We start from the raw sequence: 20,793 nt of genomic DNA, 5'->3' as shown, positions 1-20,793 counted from the left end.
AATGCTTGATCAAACGCCGATGAAGGAAACCCAAGCCGACAAGGACGTGCGCGATCGCGTTTACAACGTCGCCGCCGAGGAGCTGCGCCAGTTCATCGAACAATACGAACATCTGGACGCCGAGAAGAAAGACATCACCGAACAGCAGAAAGACGTGATGGCCGAGGCCAAGGCGCGCGGCTACGACACCAAGGTGATGAAGAAGATCATCGCCTTGCGCAAGCGCGACAAGAACGACGTCGCCGAAGAAGAGGCGATCATGGATATCTATAAAGCCGCGTTGGGGATGGTGTGATGCTGGACGCTGCCATTGGCATTGCCCTTGTCACGCTTGGCGCCCTCGGCCTCGCCTTCATCTTTCACTTCGCCGATGCCGCCGAGGAAGAAGAAACCAACGGCCTCGGCGTCGCCATCGCCGCCACGATCCTGCCGATCCTCTACGCCTCAAGCGCGATCATCTGCGTTGGCGTGGCGATGGCGTTCAACCTGATCTGACGGGAGGCGGCCCATGGGCAGGCATGATCTGCGAATCCTTTATGCCACAGACCGCACTGCGGCGAAGCTGCTGGACATGAAGCCGGCCGAGTTTCGGGATCTTGTGGAGGTGGGCGCGCTTCCGGCCCCGCTTAAGATCGGCACGTTTGAGCGATGGTCGATCGAAGAGATCAATGCCATCGTGCAGGGCACCAAGCCAAAGCCAACCGAGGAATTTGAGCTGTGAAACGCTCCCTGAAACCTTACGTGCAAATCAAAACGGTTGGCGGCAAGACGCGCGCCTATTACCGCATGACTTGGCTTCAAGATGGCAAGCGCCGCGAGAAGTTCATCCCCCTCCCGTCCGACATTGATTCTGCCGAATTTGACCGGGCCTATTGGGCGATCCGTTCGGGCACGAGCCCCGCATTGAAGAAGCCAGAAAAAGACACCTGGGCGGATCTGATCCGCGCCTATCGCACACACCCAAAGTTCACCCGGCTCGCCACATCAACCAAGCGCGCCTATGACCGCATCCTCAACGAGATCGCCGAGAAGAACGCCGACAAGCCGGTGCGCAGCCTCACCCGCGCCCAGGTGCGCGCGATCCACGCCAAATATGTGGACACCCCGCGCCGTGCGGATTGGATGGTGCAAATCATCAGCCTTCTTCTTAACTTCGCCCGACAGACACTTGATTGGAAAGTGGAAAACGTCGCCGAAGGAATTGAGCTTTACGGCAAGCAGCGCGAATTCGAGCCTTGGCCGGATTGGATGATCAGCAAGCTCGAAACCGCTCCCGCGAACGTGCGCACCGTAGCGGAATTGATCCTTGGAACTGGGCAACGCCCCAACGCCGCCATCAACATGCGTCACGATGATTTTCACGGCGAATGGATGGATGTGCTCGACGAGAAGACCGATACGCGGATCGAGGTCTACAGCCCGCCGAGCTTGCGCGCCTTCCTCGCCAGCCAGCCTAAGCGCGGCGCCCACATCCTCGCCAAGAATCTCACCGAACCGCTCGGCTATTCCGCTGTGGAAAAAGCCTTCCGCGCATGGCGCGCATCGCTGGGCGAGAAGGCGCGGCCTTTCACACTGCACGGGCTGCGCAAGCTGGCCATCATTCGATTGGCAGAGGCGGGCTGCACCGATGCGCAGATCCAATCGATTACGAACCAGACGCCGGAAATGATCGCTTATTACCGCGCACGCGCCAGCAGAAAACGGCTCTCAAAGGCCGCAATTACGCTCGTGGAACGGAACAAGTCCGAAACATGAACGTGGGAACTCGGGTTGGGAATTGGAAAAACCCGCTTGAAAGAACGATTCGACCAAGGCCATTTTATCGTTTAGTTTCAAGCTGGTGCCCGAGGCGAGACTCGAACTCGCACGCCTCTCGGCGGAGGATTTTGAATCCCCTGCGTCTACCATTCCACCACTCGGGCCAGCGATACGCATTTAGCGGGCTGTGGCGGCGCTTGCAAGAGGCAATGCACAGAAACCCGACGCGGCTGTGACTTGACGTGCTCCTCGCATCGGGCGAGACAACAAAAAACCGGGGGGCCGTGATGATCCGTAAGCTTTATGACTGGACGATGCGACAGGCCGAAGGCCGGTATGCCTATTGGGTTCTGGCTGTCGTGGCCTTCGTGGAAAGCTCGGTCTTTCCGATCCCGCCCGATGTGCTCATCATCCCGATGGTGTTGGCCGCGCGGCACCATGCATGGCGGATTGCGTTGGTCGCCACCGCGGCTTCGGTCGCAGGGGGGATGCTGGGCTATCTGATCGGCTACGGCTTTATGGATGCCATCGGCCAGCCGATTCTAGAATTTTACGGCAAGGCCGACAAATTCGATGAGCTTGCCACGCGGTTCAACGAGATGGGCGGCTGGGCCGTGCTGATCGCGGGGGTGACGCCCTTCCCCTACAAGGTCATCACCATCTTTTCAGGCGCCACGCATCTTGATCTGTGGCTTTTCGCTGGCGTGTCGGTTCTGGCGCGGGCATTGCGGTTCTTCGTGCTTGCCGCACTGTTGTGGAAATTTGGCGCACCGATCCGCGCCTTCATCGAACGCTGGCTTGGCCTGTTGTTCACCGCTTTCGTTGTGCTGCTGATTGGCGGCTTCTATGCGCTGAGGTTCCTGTGATGCCCCCTGCCCTTTCCCCGCGTGTGCTGGTTGCTTTGGCCACCCTTGGCTCGACCGGCATTTTGGCGGGCGCGCTTTTGTTCCAAGCGATTGGCTATGCGCCGTGCGAGTTGTGCATCTTGCAGCGCTGGCCGCATCTGGCCGCGGCAATCTTGGGGGCCGCGCTTTTGGCACTGCGGTTGCCGAGGGTGCTGAACCTGCTTGGCATGGCGATCATGCTCGTCTCAACAAGCTTTGGCCTCTATCACTCCGGCGTGGAGCGCAAGATCTTTGCGGGGCCCGATAGCTGCACCTCGAACCCGATTGAGGCGCTGTCGGCGGCGGATCTTTTGGCGCAAATCCAGCAAGCCCCGGTGGTGCGCTGCGATGAGATCGTTTGGGATCTGTTTGGCGTAACGATGCCGAACTTCAACGCGCTCTTCTCGCTCGCCTTTGCCGGGCTGTGGCTGATGGCCTTTCTCAGCGCGCGCAAGGCCCGCTGAGGGCGTATTTCGCGCGGATTTCCACAGAAAACGGCGGCAAGTCTTGCCTGCCGCGCGCTTGCCGATTGCACCCCAGCCTTGGGATGCGTTATAAAGCAGCACAACAAAATCTAGAAGAAGAAGACCCGCGTGACCGATACTCCCGACAGCTCGGATACCCTTGGCGAAACCCCGGAACGGCCCAGCCATTCGGGCCCCGTGGTCTCCATCGCCGAGGAGATGAAGACCGCCTATCTCGATTACGCGATGAGCGTGATCGTGTCGCGTGCGATCCCCGATCTGCGCGATGGGCTCAAGCCTGTGCACCGGCGCATCCTTTATGCGATGCATGAAACCGGCAACACGCATGACAAGCCCTATCGCAAATCGGCCCGCCCCGTTGGCGATGTGATGGGGAAATACCATCCCCACGGTGACGCGGCGATTTATGACGCGCTTGTGCGGATGGCGCAGGACTTCTCGATGAGCCTGCCGCTCTTGGATGGGCAGGGCAACTTCGGCTCGATGGATGGCGATAGCGCGGCGGCCATGCGCTACACCGAGGTGCGGATGGACAAACCCTCCGCCTTCCTGCTGAGCGATATCGAAAAAGACACGGTCGATTTCCAAGACAACTATGACGGCAAAGACCGCGAGCCGACGGTGCTGCCCGCGCGCTTCCCGAACATGCTCGTCAATGGCGCGGGCGGGATTGCCGTTGGCATGGCGACCAACATCCCGCCGCATAACCTTGGCGAGGTCGTCGATGCCACGCTGGCGCTGATCGACACCCCCGATATGTCGACCGAGGCGCTGATGGACATCGTCCCCGGCCCCGACTTCCCGACCGGTGCGCAGATCATGGGGCGCGGTGGCGCCCGCAAAGCCTACCTCGAGGGGCGCGGCTCGGTAATCATCCGCGCGAAAACGCGCGTCGAGGAAATCCGCAAGGATCGCTACGCCATTGTCGTGGATGAAATCCCCTATCAGGTGAACAAGGCCGCGATGATCGAGAAGATCGCTGACCTTGTGCGCGAAAAGCGGCTTGAGGGGATTTCGGGCATCGCGGATGAGAGCGACCGCGTTGGCGTGCGGGTGGTGATTGAGCTTAAGCGCGACGCCACCCCCGATGTGGTGCTCAACCAGCTTTACCGTTTCACACAGCTGCAAACCTCGTTTGGTTGCAACATGCTGGCGCTGAACGGTGGCCGGCCTGAGCAACTCACGCTGCGCGATTTCCTCACGCATTTCATCAGCTTCCGCGAAGAAGTTGTAGCGCGCCGGACGGCCTATGAGCTGCGCAAAGCGCGCGAACGTAGCCATATTCTGTGCGGTCTGGCCGTTGCGGTTTCGAACGTCGACGAGGTTGTCGCCACGATCCGCGCCTCGAAAGACCCGGCAGAGGCGCGCGAAAAGCTGATGACGCGGCGCTGGCCCGCGCATGACATTTTGGAATACCTCAAGCTGATCGACGATCCGCTGCATCCGGTGAATGACGACGGCACCTATAACCTGTCGGAAATTCAGGCCCGCGCGATCTTGGATCTGCGCCTGCAACGCCTCACCGCGATGGGCGTGCAAGAGGTCACAGACGAACTGGCCGAACTCGCCGGGAAAATCCGCGAATATCTGGCCATCTTAGCGTCGCGCGAGCGGATCATGAGCATCATCTCGGAAGAGCTGCGCGAGGTGAAAGCGCAATTCGCCGTGCCACGCCGCACCGAGATTGTGGATTGGGCGGGCGATCTGGACGATGAAGACCTGATCGAACGCGAAGATATGGTGGTGACCATCACCTCGGGCGGCTACATCAAACGCACGCCTTTGGCCGAGTTCCGCGCGCAACGTCGCGGCGGCAAAGGTCTGTCGTCGATGGCCACCAAAGAAGATGACGTGGTGACCACACTGTTTGTGGCCAACACCCATACCCAGCTTTTGTTCTTCACCACAGATGGCATGGTCTATTCGCTCAAATGCTGGCGCCTGCCGCTCGCTGGGCGGACCTCCAAGGGCAAGGCGATCATCAACATCTTGCCGATCCCGCAGGGTGTTTCCATTGCCTCGCTGATGCCGGTCGATGCGCCGGAAGAAGAATGGGACAATTACCAAGTCTTCTTCGCCACCTCTGAAGGCGATGTGCGCCGCAACGCGCTGAGCGATTTCGCCAAGGTGATGCGCAACGGCAAACGCGCGATGGAACTGCCCGAAGGGGTGACGCTGGTCGATACCCGCATGTGCACCGAGGACGACGACATCATGCTGGTGATGGCGGGCGGGCGGGCGATCCGCTTCCCGGTCACCGAAGTGCGCGTGTTCAAGGGCCGGTCTTCCACTGGGGTGCGCGGCGTGCGTTTGGCCTCGGGTGATAAGGTCGTTTCGATGTCGGTCATTCGCCACTTTGACGCCGAGCCGTGGGAGCGCGAAGCCTTTGTCAAACGCTTCCGTGCCGAGCTTGGCAGCGAGGGCGAGGAAGAGACCGAGGTGGAAACCGATGAAGACACGGTTGAGGCCGAAGGCACCCTGCCCGATGCGCGCTATGCCGAAATGCTCGAAGCGCAGAACCTCATTTTGACCATCACCGCCAAAGGCTTGGGCAAAATTTCGTCGTCACACAGCTACCCGGTGCGCGGGCGTGGCGGCCAAGGTGTCACGGCGTTTGAGAAATCCATGCGCGGCGGCCCGCTTGTGGCGTCGTTCCCGGTGGAACCGAGTGACCAGATCATGCTCGCCACCTCGACCGGGCAATCCATCCGTTGCCCCGTGGCGGGGATCTCCTTCCGCTCGCGTTCGGCCGGTGGGGTGAAGGTCTTCAACACCGGCAAGGATGAAGAGGTCGTTTCGGTCGCGCGTGTGGCTGACACCGGCGAGGATGAGGCTGTGGAAGCAGCAGAAACCGCCGAGGCCACCACCGCTGCGCCGGAAGCCCCGCAAACGCCCGAAACCCAGGCTTAAAAGCGGGCGTAAGCTTTTCGGGCGGGGGCCACGGCCCCTGCCCATTTTCTTTGCGATTAAGGCTTTCTCAAAGCCTTTGTGCTTTCGTGCTGTTACCTACGGGAGGACAGCATGAACCTTTACCACTGCATGATCGAACTTAAGAGTGACGCGAAGGCCCTCGCCTTTGCCGCTTCGGTCGAACAATGGATGGGGGAGCTGAAGGCGCTCAACCTAATCGGCGGCTGGCGTCTGATGCGGCGCAAGCTGGGCCTCGCCAGCACGATGCATGAAGCGTTTTTGCTGGAGATCGAGGTTGAAGACCTTGCCGCGCTTGAGCGGGCCTTTCAGGCGGTTGCGGGCCTCGATGAAACCGAGATGCGCCATTACGAGCTGATGCACGGCATGATCGCCTCTTACACGGTGGGCGTTTACCGCCCCTTCCCGGACCCGGAACGCCGCGAACGTGTTGCGCTGATCTGAGCGGGCTTTCCTTTTGGGGCGCGGCGCCCTAAATCGGCGCCATGACACAGACACTTCATATCATCGGTGCGGGCCTTGCGGGCTCAGAGGCGGCATGGCAAGCGGCTCAGGCGGGCGTACCCGTGGTGCTGCATGAGATGCGCCCGAAAGTGGGAACCTTTGCGCATCGCTCGGGCGATTGCGCGGAGATGGTTTGCTCCAACTCCTTCCGCTCAGATGATGATGAGCGCAATGCCGTGGGGCTTTTGCATTGGGAAATGCGCGCCGCGGGCGGGCTGATCATGCAAACGGCAGACCGTCACGCCCTGCCCGCAGGTGGCGCTTTGGCGGTGGATCGCGACGCATTTTCGGGCGCGGTCACCGCTGCTTTGCGCGCGCATCCGCTGATTTCCTTTTCCGAAGAAGAAGTGACCGAGCTGCCCCAAGACGGGCATTGGATTGTGGCGACCGGGCCGCTGACCTCGGGCAATTTGGCCGAAAGCATCCGCACGGTAACGGGCGCGGAAAGCCTCGCCTTTTTCGATGCCATCGCGCCGATCGTTCATGCCGAAACGATTGATATGGACATTGCCTGGCGGCAAAGCCGCTACGACAAGGGCGAAACCGAGGAAGAGCAAAAGGCCTATATCAACTGCCCGATGAACCGGGAGGAATATGAGGCCTTCATCGACGCGCTTTTGGCCGCCGAGAAGACCGAGTTTCATGAGGGCGAGACGGCGGGCTATTTTGATGGTTGCTTGCCGATTGAGGTGATGGCGGAACGCGGGCGCGAAACGCTGCGCCACGGGCCGATGAAGCCGGTGGGGCTAACCAATCCGCATGACCCGGCCACCAAATCCTACGCCGTGGTACAACTGCGCCGCGACAATGCTTTGGGCACACTTTACAACATCGTCGGCTTCCAAACCAAGATGAAGTATGGCGCGCAAACCACTGTTTTTAAAATGATCCCCGGCCTGCAGAACGCGTCGTTTGCGCGGCTTGGGGGCATTCACCGCAACACCTTTCTCAACTCGCCGACGCTGCTTGATGACCAGATGCGGCTGCGCCAACGCCCGAACCTGCGCTTTGCGGGCCAAGTGACGGGCGTGGAAGGCTATGTCGAAAGCGCGGCGATGGGGCTTTTGGCAGGCCGGATGGCCGCCGCCGAGATCAAGGGACAAACCCTGCCGCCGCCCAGTTATGAAACGGCGATGGGCGCGCTTGTGAACCACATCACGGGCGGGGCCGAGGCGAAAACCTTCCAGCCGATGAATGTGAACTTTGGCCTCTTCCCGCCGCTTGATGCCGCGCGCGGGGGCCGCAAAGGCCGCAAAGACCGCTACAAGGGCTATACCGACCGCGCTAAGGAGCAATTCACGGCGTGGCTTGCCGCGCAGGCATGATCACCCGCTTCGCGCCCTCGCCCACCGGCCCGCTGCATCTGGGCCATGCCTATGCTGCGCTTGTGGCGCATGACATGGCGCGGGCGGCGGGTGGTGCGTTTTTGCTGCGGATCGAAGATATTGACCGGGCACGGTCCAAACCCGAATGGGAAGCGCAGATTTATGACGATCTGCGCTGGCTGGGGATCAGCTGGGATGGCGAGGTGATGCGCCAATCCGACCGCCTGCCCGCCTATCGCGCCACGCTTGAAAAGCTTTGGGCGGACGGCCTTCTTTACGCCTGCCATTGCACAAGGCGCGATATCGAGGCCGCCGTTACCGCCCCGCAAGAAGGCGCGCCGCTTGGCCCCGATGGGATCATCTATCCCGGGACTTGCAGGCTCAAAGGCGCGCCCAAACCCGGTGAGCCCTTGCCCAAGGCCGCGCTGCGCCTGCGAATGGATTTGGCGGCATGTACTTGTTCTTTTGAAGAAACCGGCCCCGCGCATCGCGGCACGCATCCCATCACCCCCGCGCAGATGACGAACACTGTGGGCGATGTGGTGCTGGCGCGGCGCGAGATGGGCACCTCGTATCACCTTGCCGTGGTGCTCGATGATGCTGCCCAAGGCATCACCCATGTGACACGCGGCGAAGATCTGTTTGAGGCAACCCAGATCCATGTCACGCTGCAACAGCTGCTTGGCCTGCCGGTGCCGATCTACCACCACCACGGGCTGATCCGCGATGACCAAGGCAAACGCCTCGCCAAACGCGATGACGCCCGCGCACTTTCCAAATACCGCGCCGAGGGCGCATCCCCCGCCGATATCCGTCGCCTCGTGGGTCTTTAAACCATCGAAGCGCTTATCCTTCGACTTGGCTTAAATATCCCGGGGGTCTGGGGGGCAGCGCCCCCAGCCTTGGTCAATCTTCCATCGGGTCCATGATCTCGACCTCTTCGCCCTCTCGCACCGCCGTGTAAAAGCACGAGCGGCGGTTGGTGTGGCAGGCCGGGCCAATCTGATCGACCAGCATCAACAAGCAATCCCGGTCGCAATCGACGCGTAATTCGACCAGCTTTTGCAAATGGCCCGAGCTTTCGCCCTTGGCCCAAAAGCTCTGCCGCGAGCGGCTCCAATAGGTCACCTGACCGCTCGCCAGCGTGCGCGCAAGGCTTTCGGCATTCATCCATGCCATCATCAGCACCTCGCCCGTCGCGTGATCTTGCGCAATCGCCGGGATCAGCCCATTCGCGTCATATTTCAGGCTGGCTGTGTCGAAACCCATGCTTTCCTCCCACTCGGTTGCGCTCTATCTACCGCTCTGAGACGTCAAGGAAAAGCCCGGGGGCCGTGATGAGCGAGAGCGATCTTTTTAAACTCTATGCTGACCGGGTGCTGGCCTTGGCTGCCGATATTCCGCTCACCGACCCGATTGATGCGCCCAGCCATGAGGCGACCGCGCGCGCGCCGCTGTGCGGCTCCAACATCGCGGTGGCGCTGCGACTGGAGGATGGCAAAATCACCGCTTTTAGCCAAAGGGTGCATGCCTGCGCGCTCGGCCAAGCCTCGGCTTCGATTTTTGCCGCCCAAGTGATTGGGCGCACCGAAAAGGAGGTGCAGGCCCTGCGCGATGCTTTGGCCGCAATGCTGCAAGGCGGCCCGGTACCCGGTGCGCCTTTTGCGGACTATGAGGTTTTGCAAGCCGCGCGCGATTACCCCAACCGCCATGCCTCGATTTTGCTCGCCCCGGATGCCACGTTAAAAGCCCTGCGTGGGGCTGGCTAAACGGCCTTAACACTTGTGCAAGGCCCCCATGCGATTGTGGTGTGACCTTGCGCGAGCCTTCAATGACACAGAGCCTAAATCCCCGAACCGACGACGCCCAAACAGCGGCGCGGATCAACCGCATTGCGGCAGATGCTGTCTTGCTTGGCCGCGATGTGGCCGAAGTGGCAGGCGCGCTGGATGCTTTAGAACAGCATATTGACGCGCAGATGAGCCTCTTGCAGACCGCGCGCTCCGCCGCCGAAACGGTGCAAGATGCCAATACCCGCGTGCTGGATGGCGCAGACCGCGTCAGCCGCTCGGCCGATGTAACGCTGGATCTGGTCGAGGGCACGGTGGCGCAATTGCGCGAAACCGGGGCGCATGCGCAAACCATTGCCGCTTGGGTGCGCGCCGCGATTGCGCGGATGGAAGAAATCAACACCACGCTGATCAAGGTGCAATCGGAAAACGCCGAGATTAAATCTGTTGCAAAACAGGTCAACATCTTGGCGATCAACGCAAAAATCGAGGCGGCGCGGGCAGGCGATTCCGGCAAGGGCTTTGCCGTTGTAGCCGAGGCGATCAACGAACTTTCGCGCAAAACGGCTGCTGCTGCCGATGGAATTGGCACCGCCGTTGGTGGGTTAAGCACCTCCGTTGGGGCGCTCCATGATGAAGCAGGCGCAATCTCGCAAGATGCCAATGCGGTGCTGACAGGTGCTGCGGGCACAGATACCGCGCTTGGCCGGATGGTCGAAGGGCTGAAACAAACCCGCGAAGCGGTGAGTGAAATCACCGCACGCGCGGGCGAGGTGAACGCCGCCAATGGCCGCTTTGCCCCCGCCTTTCGCGACATGGCGGATGGCATGACCAGCACCTCCGCCGAGGTGCATCAGGCGGCGCAAAAAACGCAGGCGCTGATTCTTGCGGGGGAGACCATCGTACAAGAAGCGGTGGAACTGGGTGGTGCCACCACCGACGATGCCTTTATTCGTGCGGCGCAAGGCGCGGCGGCAGAGATTGGCCAAATCTTCGAATCGGCGATCCAACGCGGGCAGATCGCCGCCTCGTCTTTGTTTGACAGCCGCTACACGGCCATTCCCGGCACCGATCCGGCGCAGGTTATGGCACCTTTCACCAATTTTACGGATTCTGTTTTGCCCGAGGTTCAGGAACGAATGCTCGGCCTATCGCAGGATGTCGTGTTCTGCGCGGCGGTGGATCGCAATGGCTATCTGCCGACCCACAACCTGAAATTCTCGCAACCGCAAAGCGTGGACCCGGTTTGGAACGCCGCCAATTGCCGGAACCGGCGGATTTTCAACGACCGAGTTGGCCTGCGCGCCGGGCAATCCACCGCGCCGTTCTTGCTGCAAATCTACCGTCGCGACATGGGCGGCGGGGAATTTGCGCTGATGAAAGACCTTTCTGCACCGATCTTTGTGAATGGCAAACATTGGGGCGGGCTGCGGCTGGCCTATCGGATGTAAGCACCCTGCCCTAACGCACCGAACCCAAACAAAAAAACGCCGCCATCAGGGATGGCGGCGCAGGTATGCGCTTTTGGGTAAAACCTTGGGACAGGCAGCCGCGAAGCTTGGGACAGTCGGCGGCAAAAGCGCGAGGCAGTGAACGGTTGGCCGAAACATCCGACCGAAGAGGCAATCTTGCGAAAAGCTTAGAACAGGCCGGGCAGAAACAGCACCGCGCCAAAGGTGATGCACAGTGACAGCGCACCCAAAGTATCTTGCACGATCTCGGTGGTTTTACGGTCGGCGAAGGCGTTCAGGGCGTGGCGCATGTGTCTCTCCTTTCGTGTTGCCCATTTGTTCTCATGTTCTCCCCGCATCGTCAAGAACATTTTGCGAACATCCTACCCAACCTCAATCAGGCGGATCGCCCGGTCCTGCTCAGTCAGCCACAAAAGCGCCCGCGCCGCTTGGCCGCGTGGGCTTTCCAGGCCGGGATCTTTTTCCAGCAACAACCGCGCATCTTGCTGTGCGAGTGCCATCAACCCGGCTTGATGTTCCAGATCGGCAATGCGGAAGCGCGGCAGGCCCGATTGCGCCGTGCCGATCACATCGCCCGCGCCGCGAATGGCCAAATCTTCCTCGGCAATGCGAAACCCATCTTCGCTGTCGCGCAAAATCGCCAGCCGCCGCTCGCCGCCCTCAGAGAGCGGCGCTTGATAAAGCATCAGGCAGGTGGATTTTGCCGCCCCGCGCCCCACACGCCCGCGCAATTGGTGCAGCTGCGCAAGGCCAAAGGTCTCGGCCCGCTCAATCACCATGATCGAGGCATTGGGCACGTTCACCCCGACCTCAATCACCGTGGTCGCCACCAACACCCGCGTGCGCCCCGCGACAAAATCCGCCATCGCGGCATCTTTTTCGCTGGGCGGAAGTTGGCCATGCACCAGCCCCACCACGCCCTCGCCCAAAGCGGCCCGCAACGCAATGAAGCGTTCTTGCGCCGAGGCAAGGTCCACCCGCTCGCTTTCCTCCACCAAGGGGCAGACCCAATAGGCCTGCCGCCCCTCGGCCACCGCCTTTTTCAGATGCTCCACCACCTCAGAAATCCGCGTGGTGGAAACCAACGCGGTTTGCACCGGCTGGCGACCGGGTGGTTTTTCATCGAGCAAGCTCACATCCATATCGCCATATTGCGCAAGCGCGAGCGAACGCGGGATCGGCGTTGCCGTCATCACCAGCACATCGGCCATATCGCCCTTGGCCCCCAATTCTTGGCGTTGGTTCACCCCAAAGCGGTGCTGCTCATCAATGATGACCAGTCGAAGGTCTTGAAAGAAAACATCCTTTTGAAAAACCGCATGGGTGCCGAGCAGGATTTGGATCCGCCCCTCCACAAGGTCGGCAAGTTTCTTGGCGCGCTCGGCTCCCTTGTCGCGGCCCGTCAGCACCGCCATATGCACGCCCGCAGCCGCAGCCAAATCGGCCAAGCCCTCATAATGCTGGCGCGCCAAAATTTCGGTGGGCGCCATCAACACGCCCTGCCCGCCGGCCTCAACGGCATTCATCAGCGCCAAGAACGCCACCAGCGTTTTGCCCGCGCCCACATCGCCTTGCAAAAGCCGGTTCATCCGGCGCGGTTCGGCCATATCGGCAGCAATCTCTTGGCTTGCCCGAAACTGCGCGCCAGTGGGCTTAAAAGGAAGCGATGCCAGCACCTTACGCGCCAAAGCTCCACTGCCTTTGGTGACGCGTCCCTTGGGGTGGCGAGCTTCGCGCCGCGCAAGTGCGAGCGTCATTTGATGCGCGAAAAGCTCATCATAGGCGAGCCGCAAGCGCGCGGGCGCCATTGGCACGGTGTCGGCCTGCGTTTCGGGGCGGTGCGCGGCGCGCAAAGCCACAGCCCAATCGGGCCATTTCTCGCGCACTTTCAAAGCCGGGTCGATCCATTCCGCAAGCTCAGGCAAACGCGCCAGCGCCCCTTCGGACGCCTTTGCCATCACCTTTTGCGTGATGCCCGCAGTAAGCGGGTAAACCGGCTCAAACCGTGGCAGTTGATCTGCCTCGTCGAGCGGGAGAATATGATCCGGGTGGACCATTTGCACAGTGTTGTCAAAGAGTTCGAGCTTTCCCGAAACAAGACGACACTCCCCCACAGGCAGGATTTTTTGCAAATAATCCCCGCGCGCATGAAAGAAGACGAGCGCGAAATCCACCCCATCGCCATCGCGCACCAGCACCCGCGTTGGGCCAGAGCGATTGCGCGAGGCGTGATGCGAAATCACCTCCACCTTGAGCGTGCAAATAAGCGGCGGCACCACCTCGCGCAGGCTGGCCACGGGGCGGCGATCCACCAGCGCTTGCGGCAGCGTAAAGAGCACATCGCGCGGGCGCGTGATGCCAAGGTTTTCAAGGTTTTTCGCGGTTTTCGCGCCAATACCGGGCAGGGTTTCCACCTCGGCAAAAAGCGGGAACAGCGCGGCGGGGCGGCCCGTCATGTTGCGCCAATCATCGAAAGCCAGGTGTCTTCGTCGATCACCTTCACCCCCAGATCGGCGGCTTTCTTGGCTTTGGAGCCCGCGCCCGGCCCCGCCACCAAGATATTGGTTTTGGCCGAAACCGAGCCCGCGACCTTGGCCCCCAAAGCCTCTGCCCGTGCCTTCGCCTCGGCCCGCGTCATACGCTCCAACGTGCCGGTAAAGACGACGGTGAGGCCCGAAACCGGGCTTTCAGATGAAGGCGGGGTGGCATCTTGCACATCGAGATGCGCGGCGAGCCGCAAGATCGCGTCACGTTCGGGTCCATCGTGGAAGGAAGACACGACCGAACGCCCCAAGGTTTCGCCGACACCATCAATGCTGAGAAGCTCCTCCCATTCGGGGCCAACGAAGTTACTCGCCGCGCTCATCGCCGCCACAAACCGATCCCAGCTGAGGTAATGCGTGGCTAGAAGCTGAGCCGAACTTTCCCCCACATGGCGGATCCCAAGCGCAAAGATCAATTTGGCAAGCGGAATGGCGCGCTTTTCCGCGATCGCGTCAAAAAGGTTTTGCGCGGATTTCTCGCCCCAGCCATCACGGTTTTTGAGCTGTTGCAGGCCAGACCCGAAGCGTTCTTGCAAGGTGAAGATGTCGGCGGGTTCTTTCACCCAACCGTCTTTGTAAAACGCCTCGACCTGCTTGGCGCCCAAGCCTTCAATGTCAAACGCGGCACGAGAGACGAAATGCTTCAACTTCTCCACTGCCTGCGCGGGGCAAATGAGGCCGCCGGTGCAGCGGCGCACGGCATCGCCCTCTTCTCGAATCGCTTCCGAGCCACATTCGGGGCAAAGATGCGGGAAGGTGTAAGGCTCCGCCCCCGGGGCGCGGCGCGCCAGATCCACATCTGCCACCTTTGGGATCACATCGCCCGCACGGTAGACCTGCACCCAATCGCCCTCGCGAATATCTTTCCCACCGCGAATTTCTTCGCCCTTGGAATCGCGACCGGCGATGTAATCTTCGTTGTGCAGCGTCGCGTTCGAGACAACAACGCCGCCCACGGTGACGGGCGTCAGACGCGCCACGGGCGACAAAGCCCCGGTGCGGCCCACCTGAATCTCGATTTTCTCCAGCCGCGTCCAAGCCAGTTCGGCGGGGAATTTATGCGCCAAGGCCCAGCGGGGCGTGGTGGAGCGGAAGCCAAGCCGCGCTTGCAGGGCAAGGTCATTGGCTTTGTAAACCACCCCGTCGATATCATACCCAAGCGTCGCCCGCTGCGCCTCGATCGCGCGGTAATGGGCGAGCATTTCGGGCAGGCTTTCGCAAAGCTTTGTGAGCGGATTTGTTTGAAACCCCAGTGCCTTAAGGCGCTCAATTGAGCCAAATTGCGTCGCTGCCAAAGGCTCCGACAACACTCCCCACGCATAGGCGAAGAAGCGCAAAGGCCGCGCGGCGGTGATGCGGGCATCCAACTGGCGCAAAGACCCGGCGGCAGCATTGCGCGGGTTGGCAAAGGCTTTGTCGCCCTTTTCCAACTGGCGCGCGTTCAACGCGGCGAAATCTTCGTGGCTCATGTAAACCTCGCCACGCACTTCCAACACTTCGGGCGCGCCAGTCAGCTTTTGCGGGATATCGGCAATGGTGCGCGCGTTTTCGGTGACGTTTTCACCCACCGCGCCATCGCCACGCGTGGCCGCCTGCACCAAAACCCCGTTTTCATACCGCAATGAGAGCGAAAGCCCGTCGATCTTGGGTTCTGCCGTGCAGGGCAAAGGGGACTCCGCCGCAAGGCCCAGATAGCTGCGCATCCGCTCAACAAAATCGGCGATATCTTCATCGGAAAAGCCATTGCCAAGGCTGAGCATCCGCACGGCATGGGGCACTTTGCCAAAGCCATCGGCAGGCGCGGCGCCCACTTGTTGGGTCGGGCTATCAACGCGCGCCAAATCCGGGAAACGCGCCTCAATCGCGGCCAAACGGCGCTTGAGCACATCATATTCCGCATCCGAAATCACGGGCGCGTCTTCGGTGTGATAGGCTTTATTCGCCGCGTCCAGATGTGCGACGAGGCCGGGCAGTTCTGCCTCGGCCTCAGCGCGGCTTAGCCGCTCAACGTCTTGATGCGCGTCGCTCATGTGATCCCCCGTGAAACTGCCCCTGATTTAGGGGCAGCCGCGGGATGCGTCCAGAGAAAGGCGGAGAATTACGAACGCGGTCGGGCGATCAGGCGCTGGCCGCGATGCGACGGTCCATATCGCCCTGATCAGGGTCCCGCAGAACATAGCCCCGGCCCCAAACGGTTTCGATATAGTTCTCACCACCGGTGACTTCGGCAAGCTTTTTGCGCAGCTTACAGATGAAGACGTCGATGATCTTCAGTTCCGGCTCATCCATGCCCCCGTAGAGGTGGTTGAGGAACATTTCCTTGGTCAGTGTCGTGCCTTTGCGCAGGCTCAGAAGCTCAAGCATCTGATATTCTTTGCCCGTCAGGTGCACCGGCTTGCCTGCCACTTCGACCGTTTTCGCATCGAGGTTCACCGAGATTTTCCCGGTGCGAATGATCGATTGCGAGTGGCCTTTCGAGCGACGGATGATCGCATGAATACGGGCCACCAGCTCTTCACGATGGAAGGGCTTGGTCATGTAATCATCAGCCCCGAACCCGAAGCCTTTGATTTTATTCTCGGTGTCATCCGCCCCGGTCAGAATCAGGATCGGCGTGTCAACCCGCGCCAGACGCAGCTGCCGCAGAACCTCAAGCCCGTTCATATCGGGCAGGTTCAGGTCCAGCAGAATCAGGTCATAGTCATATAGCTTCGCAAGATCGATGCCTTCCTCCCCAAGGTCTGTGCAATAGACATTGAGGTTGGCATGAGTCAGCATCAGTTCAATGCTGCGCGACGTGGTTGGATCGTCTTCGACCAACAAAATCCGCATCCTGGGTTCTCCGCATTAATCCCTCGATCACTTTTGACCTTGGCAGCAAATGGTTAACGCCCAGTTACTCTCACATATTTTATCCAGAATGCAACCTAAAGTTGTCTATATTTCTGGATTGCCGTGACCTTGAGACCCGCAATTCCGTGTTTTTTCACGGCATCGGTCCAAATGTCGAACTCTTCATCCGACAGACCATACCGCTCTAACACTTCAGAGCGCGTAATCAACCCAAAGGTGACCGCTTGCACGATCGTTGCTTTACGCGACGCCACCCAACGGCGCGTTTCTTTCGGCGGCAGGTCAGCGCGGGTCAAAATTGTGCCATCGGGCAGAGTGACCGCGCGCGGACCGTCGACTTTTTTCAGATACATGGGCTCACCCCCAACTTCCTTGATGCGCTGCAGTCTGCGCGGGCGGGGCTTAACGCTGGGTTTAGGTCGGGCTTGAGAAAGGATCGCATTTTCCTATATTTCGTCAGTCTGGTTAAAGGACTGTTTGCATGCCGAAAGATCTGGAACTGAATTCGCTGGGCCTGCCCAAGGCTCCGGCTGATACCCGCGTCGTGGTGGCGATGTCGGGAGGCGTCGACAGTTCGGTCGTGGCCGCGATGCTCAAAGACGAGGGCTATGACGTGGTCGGCGTCACGCTCCAGCTTTATGATCATGGGGCAGCCCTTGCCAAGAAGGGGGCCTGCTGTGCGGGACAAGATATTCATGACGCGCGCCGAGTGGCGGAAGCGATGGGTTTCCCCCACTATGTCCTTGATTATGAAAACACTTTCCGCGAAGCGGTGATCGAGGAATTCGCCGATGCTTACTTGGCTGGCGCAACGCCCGTGCCCTGCATTCGCTGCAATGAGCGCGTGAAATTCAAAGATCTTTTGGAAACCGCGCGCGATCTTGATGCCGATTGCATGGCGACGGGCCATTACATTCAGCGCAAGATCGGCGCGAACGGGGCCGAGCTTCACGCCGCCGCAGATGCCGCGCGCGACCAAAGTTATTTCCTGTTTTCAACCACGCAAGAGCAGCTCGACTTCTTAAGATTCCCGCTCGGCCATCTGCCGTCGAAGGCAGAAACCCGTAAACTTGCAGCGAAATACGGTTTGGTTGTCGCCGACAAACCCGACAGCCAAGACATTTGTTTCGTGCCTTCGGGCAATTATGCCTCTGTCATCGAGAAGTTGCGCCCCGGCGCAGCAGAGCCCGGAGAGATTGTCGACCTTGAAGGCAAGGTGCTTGGCACACATCGCGGGGTGATTCACTACACGATTGGGCAACGCCGGGGCTTGGGCATTGGCGGGCTCGGTGACAATCCGCTTTATGTCGTGCGGCTGGAACCCGATACGCATCGGGTGATCGTGGGGCCGAAATCGGCGCTCTCGACCGCCGTAGTGCCCGTGCGCGAAATCAACTGGCTGGGCGATGCGCCGTTTGACAGCCAACCCGAATGGCATGTGGCGGTGCGAATCCGCTCGACCCGGGCGCCGCGCCCGGCCATCATTCGCCCGATCAGCGCGACCGAAGCCGAGGTGGAATTGATGGAACCCGAAGAAGGGGTTTCCCCCGGTCAGGCTTGCGTCTTTTATGATCCAGACAGCAGCCGCATTTTCGGGGGAGGATGGATATGGAAAGGTTCGTCGGAGCAGCCCTTGCGCTAAGCCTTTGGGCGAGCGCCGCCGCAGCGGGGCCACTACATGTATGTAGCCTCAACGCTTGGACGACCGACCCGGACCCGGCGGGGCTGAATGTGCGCACCGGGCCGGGCACGCAATATCCGATCATTGCAGTGCTGCCCCCGGTGCAACGCTATGGGCGTCAGATGACGCTCGGCACCGAAGTGAGCATCACCGGCGCGAAAGATGGCTGGACGCGAATCGAGGCAGCTTGGTTTGACGATTACGGCATGGGCGGCGATGACCACGCGCCGGTGCAACAGTTGTTTTCCGGCGAGGGCTGGGTCTCGGGGCGGCTGGTGAGCCTGTTGCTCAACCGCGACCGACTATTTGCCGAACCCTCCCGCGCCGCCCCGGTGGTGGCGCTCTTTGATGAGATCGGGATGGGGGCCGATGCAGTCGAGGTCACGCGACTGCGCGACTGCTTGGGCGATTTCGTGAAGATCGAGGGCAATTACGCGGGGCAGAAAGTGGCGGGCTGGGCCGATTGGACCTGCGCCAATCAGGTGACCACCTGCCCGTGAGGATCTGAGCCCCAACATTAATGAGCGGCGCGCTCAGACCGAAAGGCGTCTACTTCTCGGCCTTCTTCTGCCAGCGCCCGTCTTCTTCGGCCCAATATTGCGCTTGCACGCCTGCGCCCGTCAGCGCGCGCCATTGATCGCGCGCCACCTGCACGGCGGGTTCGCTTCGCCCGTCAAACAAGATCCAAACGCGCTCGAGCGCGGCGACCTCTTCGGGGGTGACGGGCGCGCCTTCCAAAGTCATCACCGCTTGGCGGCCTTGGCTTTGCGGCGCGGTGGTCAGCAAAACGGGCTGCAAATCATCATGCGGCCCGCCTGCCATGCCATGTGGGAGAAAGTCCTCCTCTGCCCCGAGCCAGAGTTTTTGGTCAAACCAATCCATCCGCGCCGGGTCTTGGCCGCGCAATTCCACCCGCCACCCCTGCCCCAAAGCGCGGGTCAAAAGGTTGGTCACAACCACCTCAATCGGCGATTGCGTGACATGGTAGAAAAGCGCGGGCATCTTAGCTTTCGTATTTGTTGCGGATCAGCCGGTCGAGCGTCATCACGCCCCAACCCGTCGCACCTTTGGGGGCGAGCGTGGTTTCACCGGGCGGCAGCGCGACACCGGCAATATCAATATGGCACCACGGCACATCGTCTTGCACGAAGCGCTTGAGGAAGGCGGCGGCGGTGATCGAGCCGCCCCAACGCCCGCCGGTGTTTTTGATATCGGCCAACCGCGATTTGATCAGCGGATCATAAGCGGGCGTCAGCGGCATCGGCCAGACCCCCTCGCCCACTTGCTTGGCGGCTTCGAGCACATTGCCCGAAAGCTTTTCATCATTGGTGAAAAGCCCGGCATGTTCATGGCCCAAAGCGACGATGATCGCGCCCGTCAGCGTGGCAAGGTCGATCACTGCCGCCGGTTGGAACCGATCTTGCGCATACCAAAGCGCATCGGCCAGCACCATCCGCCCCTCGGCATCGGTGTTGATCACCTCGATCGTGTCGCCCTTGAGGCTTTTGACAATATCGCCGGGGCGCTGCGCGCGGCCATCGGGCATGTTTTCGACAAGCCCGACAATGCCGACTACATTGGCGCGGGCCTTGCGCAGCGCGAGCGTGCGCATCACGCCCGAAACCACAGCCGCCCCGCCCATATCCATCGTCATCTCTTCCATGCCCGCCGCGGGCTTGATCGAGATGCCGCCCGTGTCAAAGCACACACCTTTGCCCACCAGAGCGAGCGGCGCGGCATCGGCCTCCCCGCCGTTCCAGCGCATCACCACGACTTTAGACGGGCTTTCCGAGCCCTGCCCCACGGCCAAAAGCGCGCGGAAGCCAAGCTGCTCAAGCTCGTCTTCATCAAGGATTTCCACCTCAAGGCCCAACTCATGCATCGCCGCCAGACGCGCAGCAAAGTCATCGGTGGTGAGGATATTGGCCGGTTCATTGACCAGATCGCGGGTGAAGAAAACGCCTTCGGCCAAAGCCGCATGCGGGGCAGCTTCCGCCGCAACCGCCTCGGGGTTCGTGACCATCAGCGTCACCGGGCCGAAAGGTTTCTTTTCTTCGCTATGATAGTCAAAGCGATAGGCTCGCAGCGCCAAACCAAACGCAATCGCGGCTGCGCGCGGATGGTTTTCCGCCACGATCAGCGCGCCCTTTTCAGTCAGGCGCTTGGCAACGCAAGCCCCCGCCTTTTGCGCATCGGCCTCGGCCGCTTTTTTGTCGAGCTTGATGAGCGCAAGCGACTCGCAGGCCAGCCCGCCCGGAAAGCCCAGATCAAGCGCATCCCCCGCGCCCAGCTTTTCCCAGCTTTCCGACGCCAAGGCCCGGCCCACGGCGCCACGCGTCAAACGATCAAGCTTGCGCCCCATCGGGCCAAGTTTACCCTCGGCAGGGACGATCAGCGCAAGCCGACCTTCGCGGGCGGCCAGAGCATCGGCATCGGGAGCTTCGAAACGGAGGGCGACGGGGTGGATCATGGCATTCCCTGCATCAATCTTCGGTTTGCGCTAAAGCCTAGAGCCTGAAACGCCGCTTGTATAGCGCTCGCCCCAAGTTTGGCCGAATGCGCCCACAGCC

At 60.8% G+C, this 20,793-nt stretch carries 22 protein-coding genes and 1 tRNA gene; 14 read left to right on the top strand and 9 right to left on the bottom strand.

The window, feature by feature from the left end; genetic code table 11:
- Nucleotide 1: 1 nt before the first annotated feature.
- From BW967_RS08760 to BW967_RS08745, 4 genes are all read left to right on the top strand, one after another.
- The gene (locus tag BW967_RS08760; RefSeq protein WP_076484675.1) at nt 2-295 is read left to right on the top strand and encodes a DUF2312 domain-containing protein; all 294 of its coding nucleotides are present in this window, start codon (nt 2-4) and stop codon (nt 293-295) included.
- Complete coding sequence (locus BW967_RS08755) at nt 295-495, top strand: hypothetical protein (protein WP_076484674.1); 201 nt, start codon at nt 295-297, stop codon at nt 493-495. Before BW967_RS08760 ends, BW967_RS08755 begins: the two co-directional genes overlap by 1 nt.
- Before the next feature lie 13 nt (nt 496-508).
- A complete protein-coding gene (locus tag BW967_RS08750; protein ID WP_076484673.1) occupies nt 509-721 on the top strand; it encodes a hypothetical protein in 213 nt (70 codons plus the stop codon).
- 182 nt (nt 722-903) lie between these two features.
- On the top strand, nt 904-1,755 hold the full coding sequence (locus tag BW967_RS08745; RefSeq protein WP_175610433.1) for a tyrosine-type recombinase/integrase: 852 nt from the start codon (nt 904-906) through the stop codon (nt 1,753-1,755).
- Nucleotides 1,756-1,838: 83 nt separating this feature from the next.
- On the opposite strand, the gene BW967_RS08740 is transcribed toward BW967_RS08745, so the two are convergent.
- A tRNA-Leu gene (locus BW967_RS08740) sits at nt 1,839-1,922 on the bottom strand.
- A 123-nt stretch (nt 1,923-2,045) separates the two neighbouring features.
- On the opposite strand from BW967_RS08740, the gene BW967_RS08735 reads away from it, so the two are divergent.
- From BW967_RS08735 to gluQRS, 6 genes are all read left to right on the top strand, one after another.
- Complete coding sequence (locus tag BW967_RS08735; protein ID WP_076484671.1) at nt 2,046-2,624, top strand: YqaA family protein; 579 nt, start codon at nt 2,046-2,048, stop codon at nt 2,622-2,624.
- The gene (locus tag BW967_RS08730; protein WP_076484670.1) at nt 2,624-3,106 is read left to right on the top strand and encodes a disulfide bond formation protein B; all 483 of its coding nucleotides are present in this window, start codon (nt 2,624-2,626) and stop codon (nt 3,104-3,106) included. Before BW967_RS08735 ends, BW967_RS08730 begins: the two co-directional genes overlap by 1 nt.
- Before the next feature lie 219 nt (nt 3,107-3,325).
- Entirely contained in the window at nt 3,326-6,037 is a 2,712-nt protein-coding gene (gene gyrA / locus BW967_RS08725) for a DNA gyrase subunit A (RefSeq protein ID WP_076484805.1), read from the top strand.
- A gap of 111 nt (nt 6,038-6,148) precedes the next feature.
- A complete protein-coding gene (locus tag BW967_RS08720; protein WP_076484669.1) occupies nt 6,149-6,499 on the top strand; it encodes a DUF6614 family protein in 351 nt (116 codons plus the stop codon).
- 41 nt (nt 6,500-6,540) lie between these two features.
- Entirely contained in the window at nt 6,541-7,884 is a 1,344-nt protein-coding gene (gene trmFO, locus BW967_RS08715) for a methylenetetrahydrofolate--tRNA-(uracil(54)-C(5))-methyltransferase (FADH(2)-oxidizing) TrmFO (protein ID WP_076484668.1), read from the top strand.
- Complete coding sequence (gene gluQRS, locus BW967_RS08710; RefSeq protein WP_076484667.1) at nt 7,881-8,717, top strand: tRNA glutamyl-Q(34) synthetase GluQRS; 837 nt, start codon at nt 7,881-7,883, stop codon at nt 8,715-8,717. The genes trmFO and gluQRS overlap by 4 nt, the downstream gene beginning before the upstream one ends.
- Nucleotides 8,718-8,790: 73 nt before the next feature.
- Here the strand turns inward: gluQRS and hisI are convergent, their stop codons facing one another.
- Nucleotides 8,791-9,153 carry a phosphoribosyl-AMP cyclohydrolase gene (hisI, locus tag BW967_RS08705; protein ID WP_076484666.1) on the bottom strand — a complete coding sequence of 121 codons (363 nt, stop codon included), beginning with the start codon at nt 9,151-9,153 and terminating at the stop codon, nt 8,791-8,793.
- Nucleotides 9,154-9,221: 68 nt separating this feature from the next.
- On the opposite strand from hisI, the gene BW967_RS08700 reads away from it, so the two are divergent.
- Both BW967_RS08700 and BW967_RS08695 read left to right on the top strand, forming a co-directional pair.
- A complete protein-coding gene (locus BW967_RS08700) occupies nt 9,222-9,653 on the top strand; it encodes an iron-sulfur cluster assembly scaffold protein (RefSeq protein ID WP_076484665.1) in 432 nt (143 codons plus the stop codon).
- A gap of 62 nt (nt 9,654-9,715) precedes the next feature.
- Nucleotides 9,716-11,125: a methyl-accepting chemotaxis protein gene (locus tag BW967_RS08695; protein ID WP_076484804.1), complete on the top strand. Its 1,410-nt coding sequence runs from the start codon at nt 9,716-9,718 to the stop codon at nt 11,123-11,125.
- 188 nt (nt 11,126-11,313) lie between these two features.
- On the opposite strand, the gene BW967_RS19020 is transcribed toward BW967_RS08695, so the two are convergent.
- The 5 genes from BW967_RS19020 to sciP all read right to left on the bottom strand — a co-directional run bounded on the left by BW967_RS19020 (nt 11,314) and on the right by sciP (nt 16,895).
- Nucleotides 11,314-11,436 carry a hypothetical protein gene (locus tag BW967_RS19020; protein ID WP_258223571.1) on the bottom strand — a complete coding sequence of 41 codons (123 nt, stop codon included), beginning with the start codon at nt 11,434-11,436 and terminating at the stop codon, nt 11,314-11,316.
- Nucleotides 11,437-11,508: 72 nt separating this feature from the next.
- The gene (gene recG, locus BW967_RS08690; RefSeq protein ID WP_076484664.1) at nt 11,509-13,602 is read right to left on the bottom strand and encodes an ATP-dependent DNA helicase RecG; all 2,094 of its coding nucleotides are present in this window, start codon (nt 13,600-13,602) and stop codon (nt 11,509-11,511) included.
- Nucleotides 13,599-15,719, bottom strand: a complete 2,121-nt coding sequence (ligA, locus tag BW967_RS08685) for an NAD-dependent DNA ligase LigA (protein WP_076484663.1) — start codon at nt 15,717-15,719, stop codon at nt 13,599-13,601. Before ligA ends, recG begins: the two co-directional genes overlap by 4 nt.
- 88 nt (nt 15,720-15,807) lie before the next feature.
- Nucleotides 15,808-16,521 carry a response regulator transcription factor CtrA gene (ctrA, locus tag BW967_RS08680; protein WP_076484662.1) on the bottom strand — a complete coding sequence of 238 codons (714 nt, stop codon included), beginning with the start codon at nt 16,519-16,521 and terminating at the stop codon, nt 15,808-15,810.
- Nucleotides 16,522-16,616: 95 nt separating this feature from the next.
- A complete protein-coding gene (gene sciP, locus BW967_RS08675; RefSeq protein WP_076484661.1) occupies nt 16,617-16,895 on the bottom strand; it encodes a CtrA inhibitor SciP in 279 nt (92 codons plus the stop codon).
- Between the two features lie 128 nt (nt 16,896-17,023).
- On the opposite strand from sciP, the gene mnmA reads away from it, so the two are divergent.
- Both mnmA and BW967_RS08665 read left to right on the top strand, forming a co-directional pair.
- Nucleotides 17,024-18,184 (top strand): tRNA 2-thiouridine(34) synthase MnmA, encoded by a 1,161-nt coding sequence (gene mnmA, locus BW967_RS08670; protein WP_076484660.1) that lies wholly within the window; start codon nt 17,024-17,026, stop codon nt 18,182-18,184.
- Nucleotides 18,151-18,723: an SH3 domain-containing protein gene (locus tag BW967_RS08665; RefSeq protein ID WP_108188621.1), complete on the top strand. Its 573-nt coding sequence runs from the start codon at nt 18,151-18,153 to the stop codon at nt 18,721-18,723. The genes mnmA and BW967_RS08665 overlap by 34 nt, the downstream gene beginning before the upstream one ends.
- Nucleotides 18,724-18,772: 49 nt before the next feature.
- Here BW967_RS08665 and BW967_RS08660 read toward each other — a convergent pair whose 3' ends face one another.
- A complete protein-coding gene (locus BW967_RS08660; protein WP_076484658.1) occupies nt 18,773-19,225 on the bottom strand; it encodes a DNA polymerase III subunit chi in 453 nt (150 codons plus the stop codon).
- A gap of 1 nt (nt 19,226) precedes the next feature.
- Nucleotides 19,227-20,693: a leucyl aminopeptidase gene (locus BW967_RS08655; protein WP_076484657.1), complete on the bottom strand. Its 1,467-nt coding sequence runs from the start codon at nt 20,691-20,693 to the stop codon at nt 19,227-19,229.
- Between the last annotated feature and the right edge of the window lie 100 nt (nt 20,694-20,793).

This window comes from Rhodobacter aestuarii (assembly GCF_900156655.1).
Classification (GTDB): Bacteria; Pseudomonadota; Alphaproteobacteria; order Rhodobacterales; family Rhodobacteraceae; genus Rhodobacter; species Rhodobacter aestuarii.
Note: the sequence above shows the minus strand (reverse complement) of the source record. Positions and strands in the feature narration are given on the sequence as shown.

Bases quoted from the DNA above. Each gene is read 5' to 3' on its own strand.
- BW967_RS08760 (WP_076484675.1), top strand. From the start codon at position 2: ATGCTTGATCAAACGCCGATGAAGGAAACCCAAGCCGACAAGGACGTG.
- BW967_RS08755 (WP_076484674.1), top strand. From the start codon at position 295: ATGCTGGACGCTGCCATTGGCATTGCCCTTGTCACGCTTGGCGCCCTC.
- BW967_RS08750 (WP_076484673.1), top strand. From the start codon at position 509: ATGGGCAGGCATGATCTGCGAATCCTTTATGCCACAGACCGCACTGCG.
- BW967_RS08735 (WP_076484671.1), top strand. From the start codon at position 2,046: ATGATCCGTAAGCTTTATGACTGGACGATGCGACAGGCCGAAGGCCGG.
- BW967_RS08730 (WP_076484670.1), top strand. From the start codon at position 2,624: ATGCCCCCTGCCCTTTCCCCGCGTGTGCTGGTTGCTTTGGCCACCCTT.
- gyrA (WP_076484805.1), top strand. From the start codon at position 3,326: ATGAAGACCGCCTATCTCGATTACGCGATGAGCGTGATCGTGTCGCGT.
- BW967_RS08720 (WP_076484669.1), top strand. From the start codon at position 6,149: ATGAACCTTTACCACTGCATGATCGAACTTAAGAGTGACGCGAAGGCC.
- trmFO (WP_076484668.1), top strand. From the start codon at position 6,541: ATGACACAGACACTTCATATCATCGGTGCGGGCCTTGCGGGCTCAGAG.
- gluQRS (WP_076484667.1), top strand. From the start codon at position 7,881: ATGATCACCCGCTTCGCGCCCTCGCCCACCGGCCCGCTGCATCTGGGC.
- hisI (WP_076484666.1), bottom strand. From the start codon at position 9,153: ATGGGTTTCGACACAGCCAGCCTGAAATATGACGCGAATGGGCTGATC.
- BW967_RS08700 (WP_076484665.1), top strand. From the start codon at position 9,222: ATGAGCGAGAGCGATCTTTTTAAACTCTATGCTGACCGGGTGCTGGCC.
- BW967_RS08695 (WP_076484804.1), top strand. From the start codon at position 9,716: ATGACACAGAGCCTAAATCCCCGAACCGACGACGCCCAAACAGCGGCG.
- BW967_RS19020 (WP_258223571.1), bottom strand. From the start codon at position 11,436: ATGCGCCACGCCCTGAACGCCTTCGCCGACCGTAAAACCACCGAGATC.
- recG (WP_076484664.1), bottom strand. From the start codon at position 13,602: ATGACGGGCCGCCCCGCCGCGCTGTTCCCGCTTTTTGCCGAGGTGGAA.
- ligA (WP_076484663.1), bottom strand. From the start codon at position 15,719: ATGAGCGACGCGCATCAAGACGTTGAGCGGCTAAGCCGCGCTGAGGCC.
- ctrA (WP_076484662.1), bottom strand. From the start codon at position 16,521: ATGCGGATTTTGTTGGTCGAAGACGATCCAACCACGTCGCGCAGCATT.
- sciP (WP_076484661.1), bottom strand. From the start codon at position 16,895: ATGTATCTGAAAAAAGTCGACGGTCCGCGCGCGGTCACTCTGCCCGAT.
- mnmA (WP_076484660.1), top strand. From the start codon at position 17,024: ATGCCGAAAGATCTGGAACTGAATTCGCTGGGCCTGCCCAAGGCTCCG.
- BW967_RS08665 (WP_108188621.1), top strand. From the start codon at position 18,151: ATGGAAAGGTTCGTCGGAGCAGCCCTTGCGCTAAGCCTTTGGGCGAGC.
- BW967_RS08660 (WP_076484658.1), bottom strand. From the start codon at position 19,225: ATGCCCGCGCTTTTCTACCATGTCACGCAATCGCCGATTGAGGTGGTT.
- BW967_RS08655 (WP_076484657.1), bottom strand. From the start codon at position 20,693: ATGATCCACCCCGTCGCCCTCCGTTTCGAAGCTCCCGATGCCGATGCT.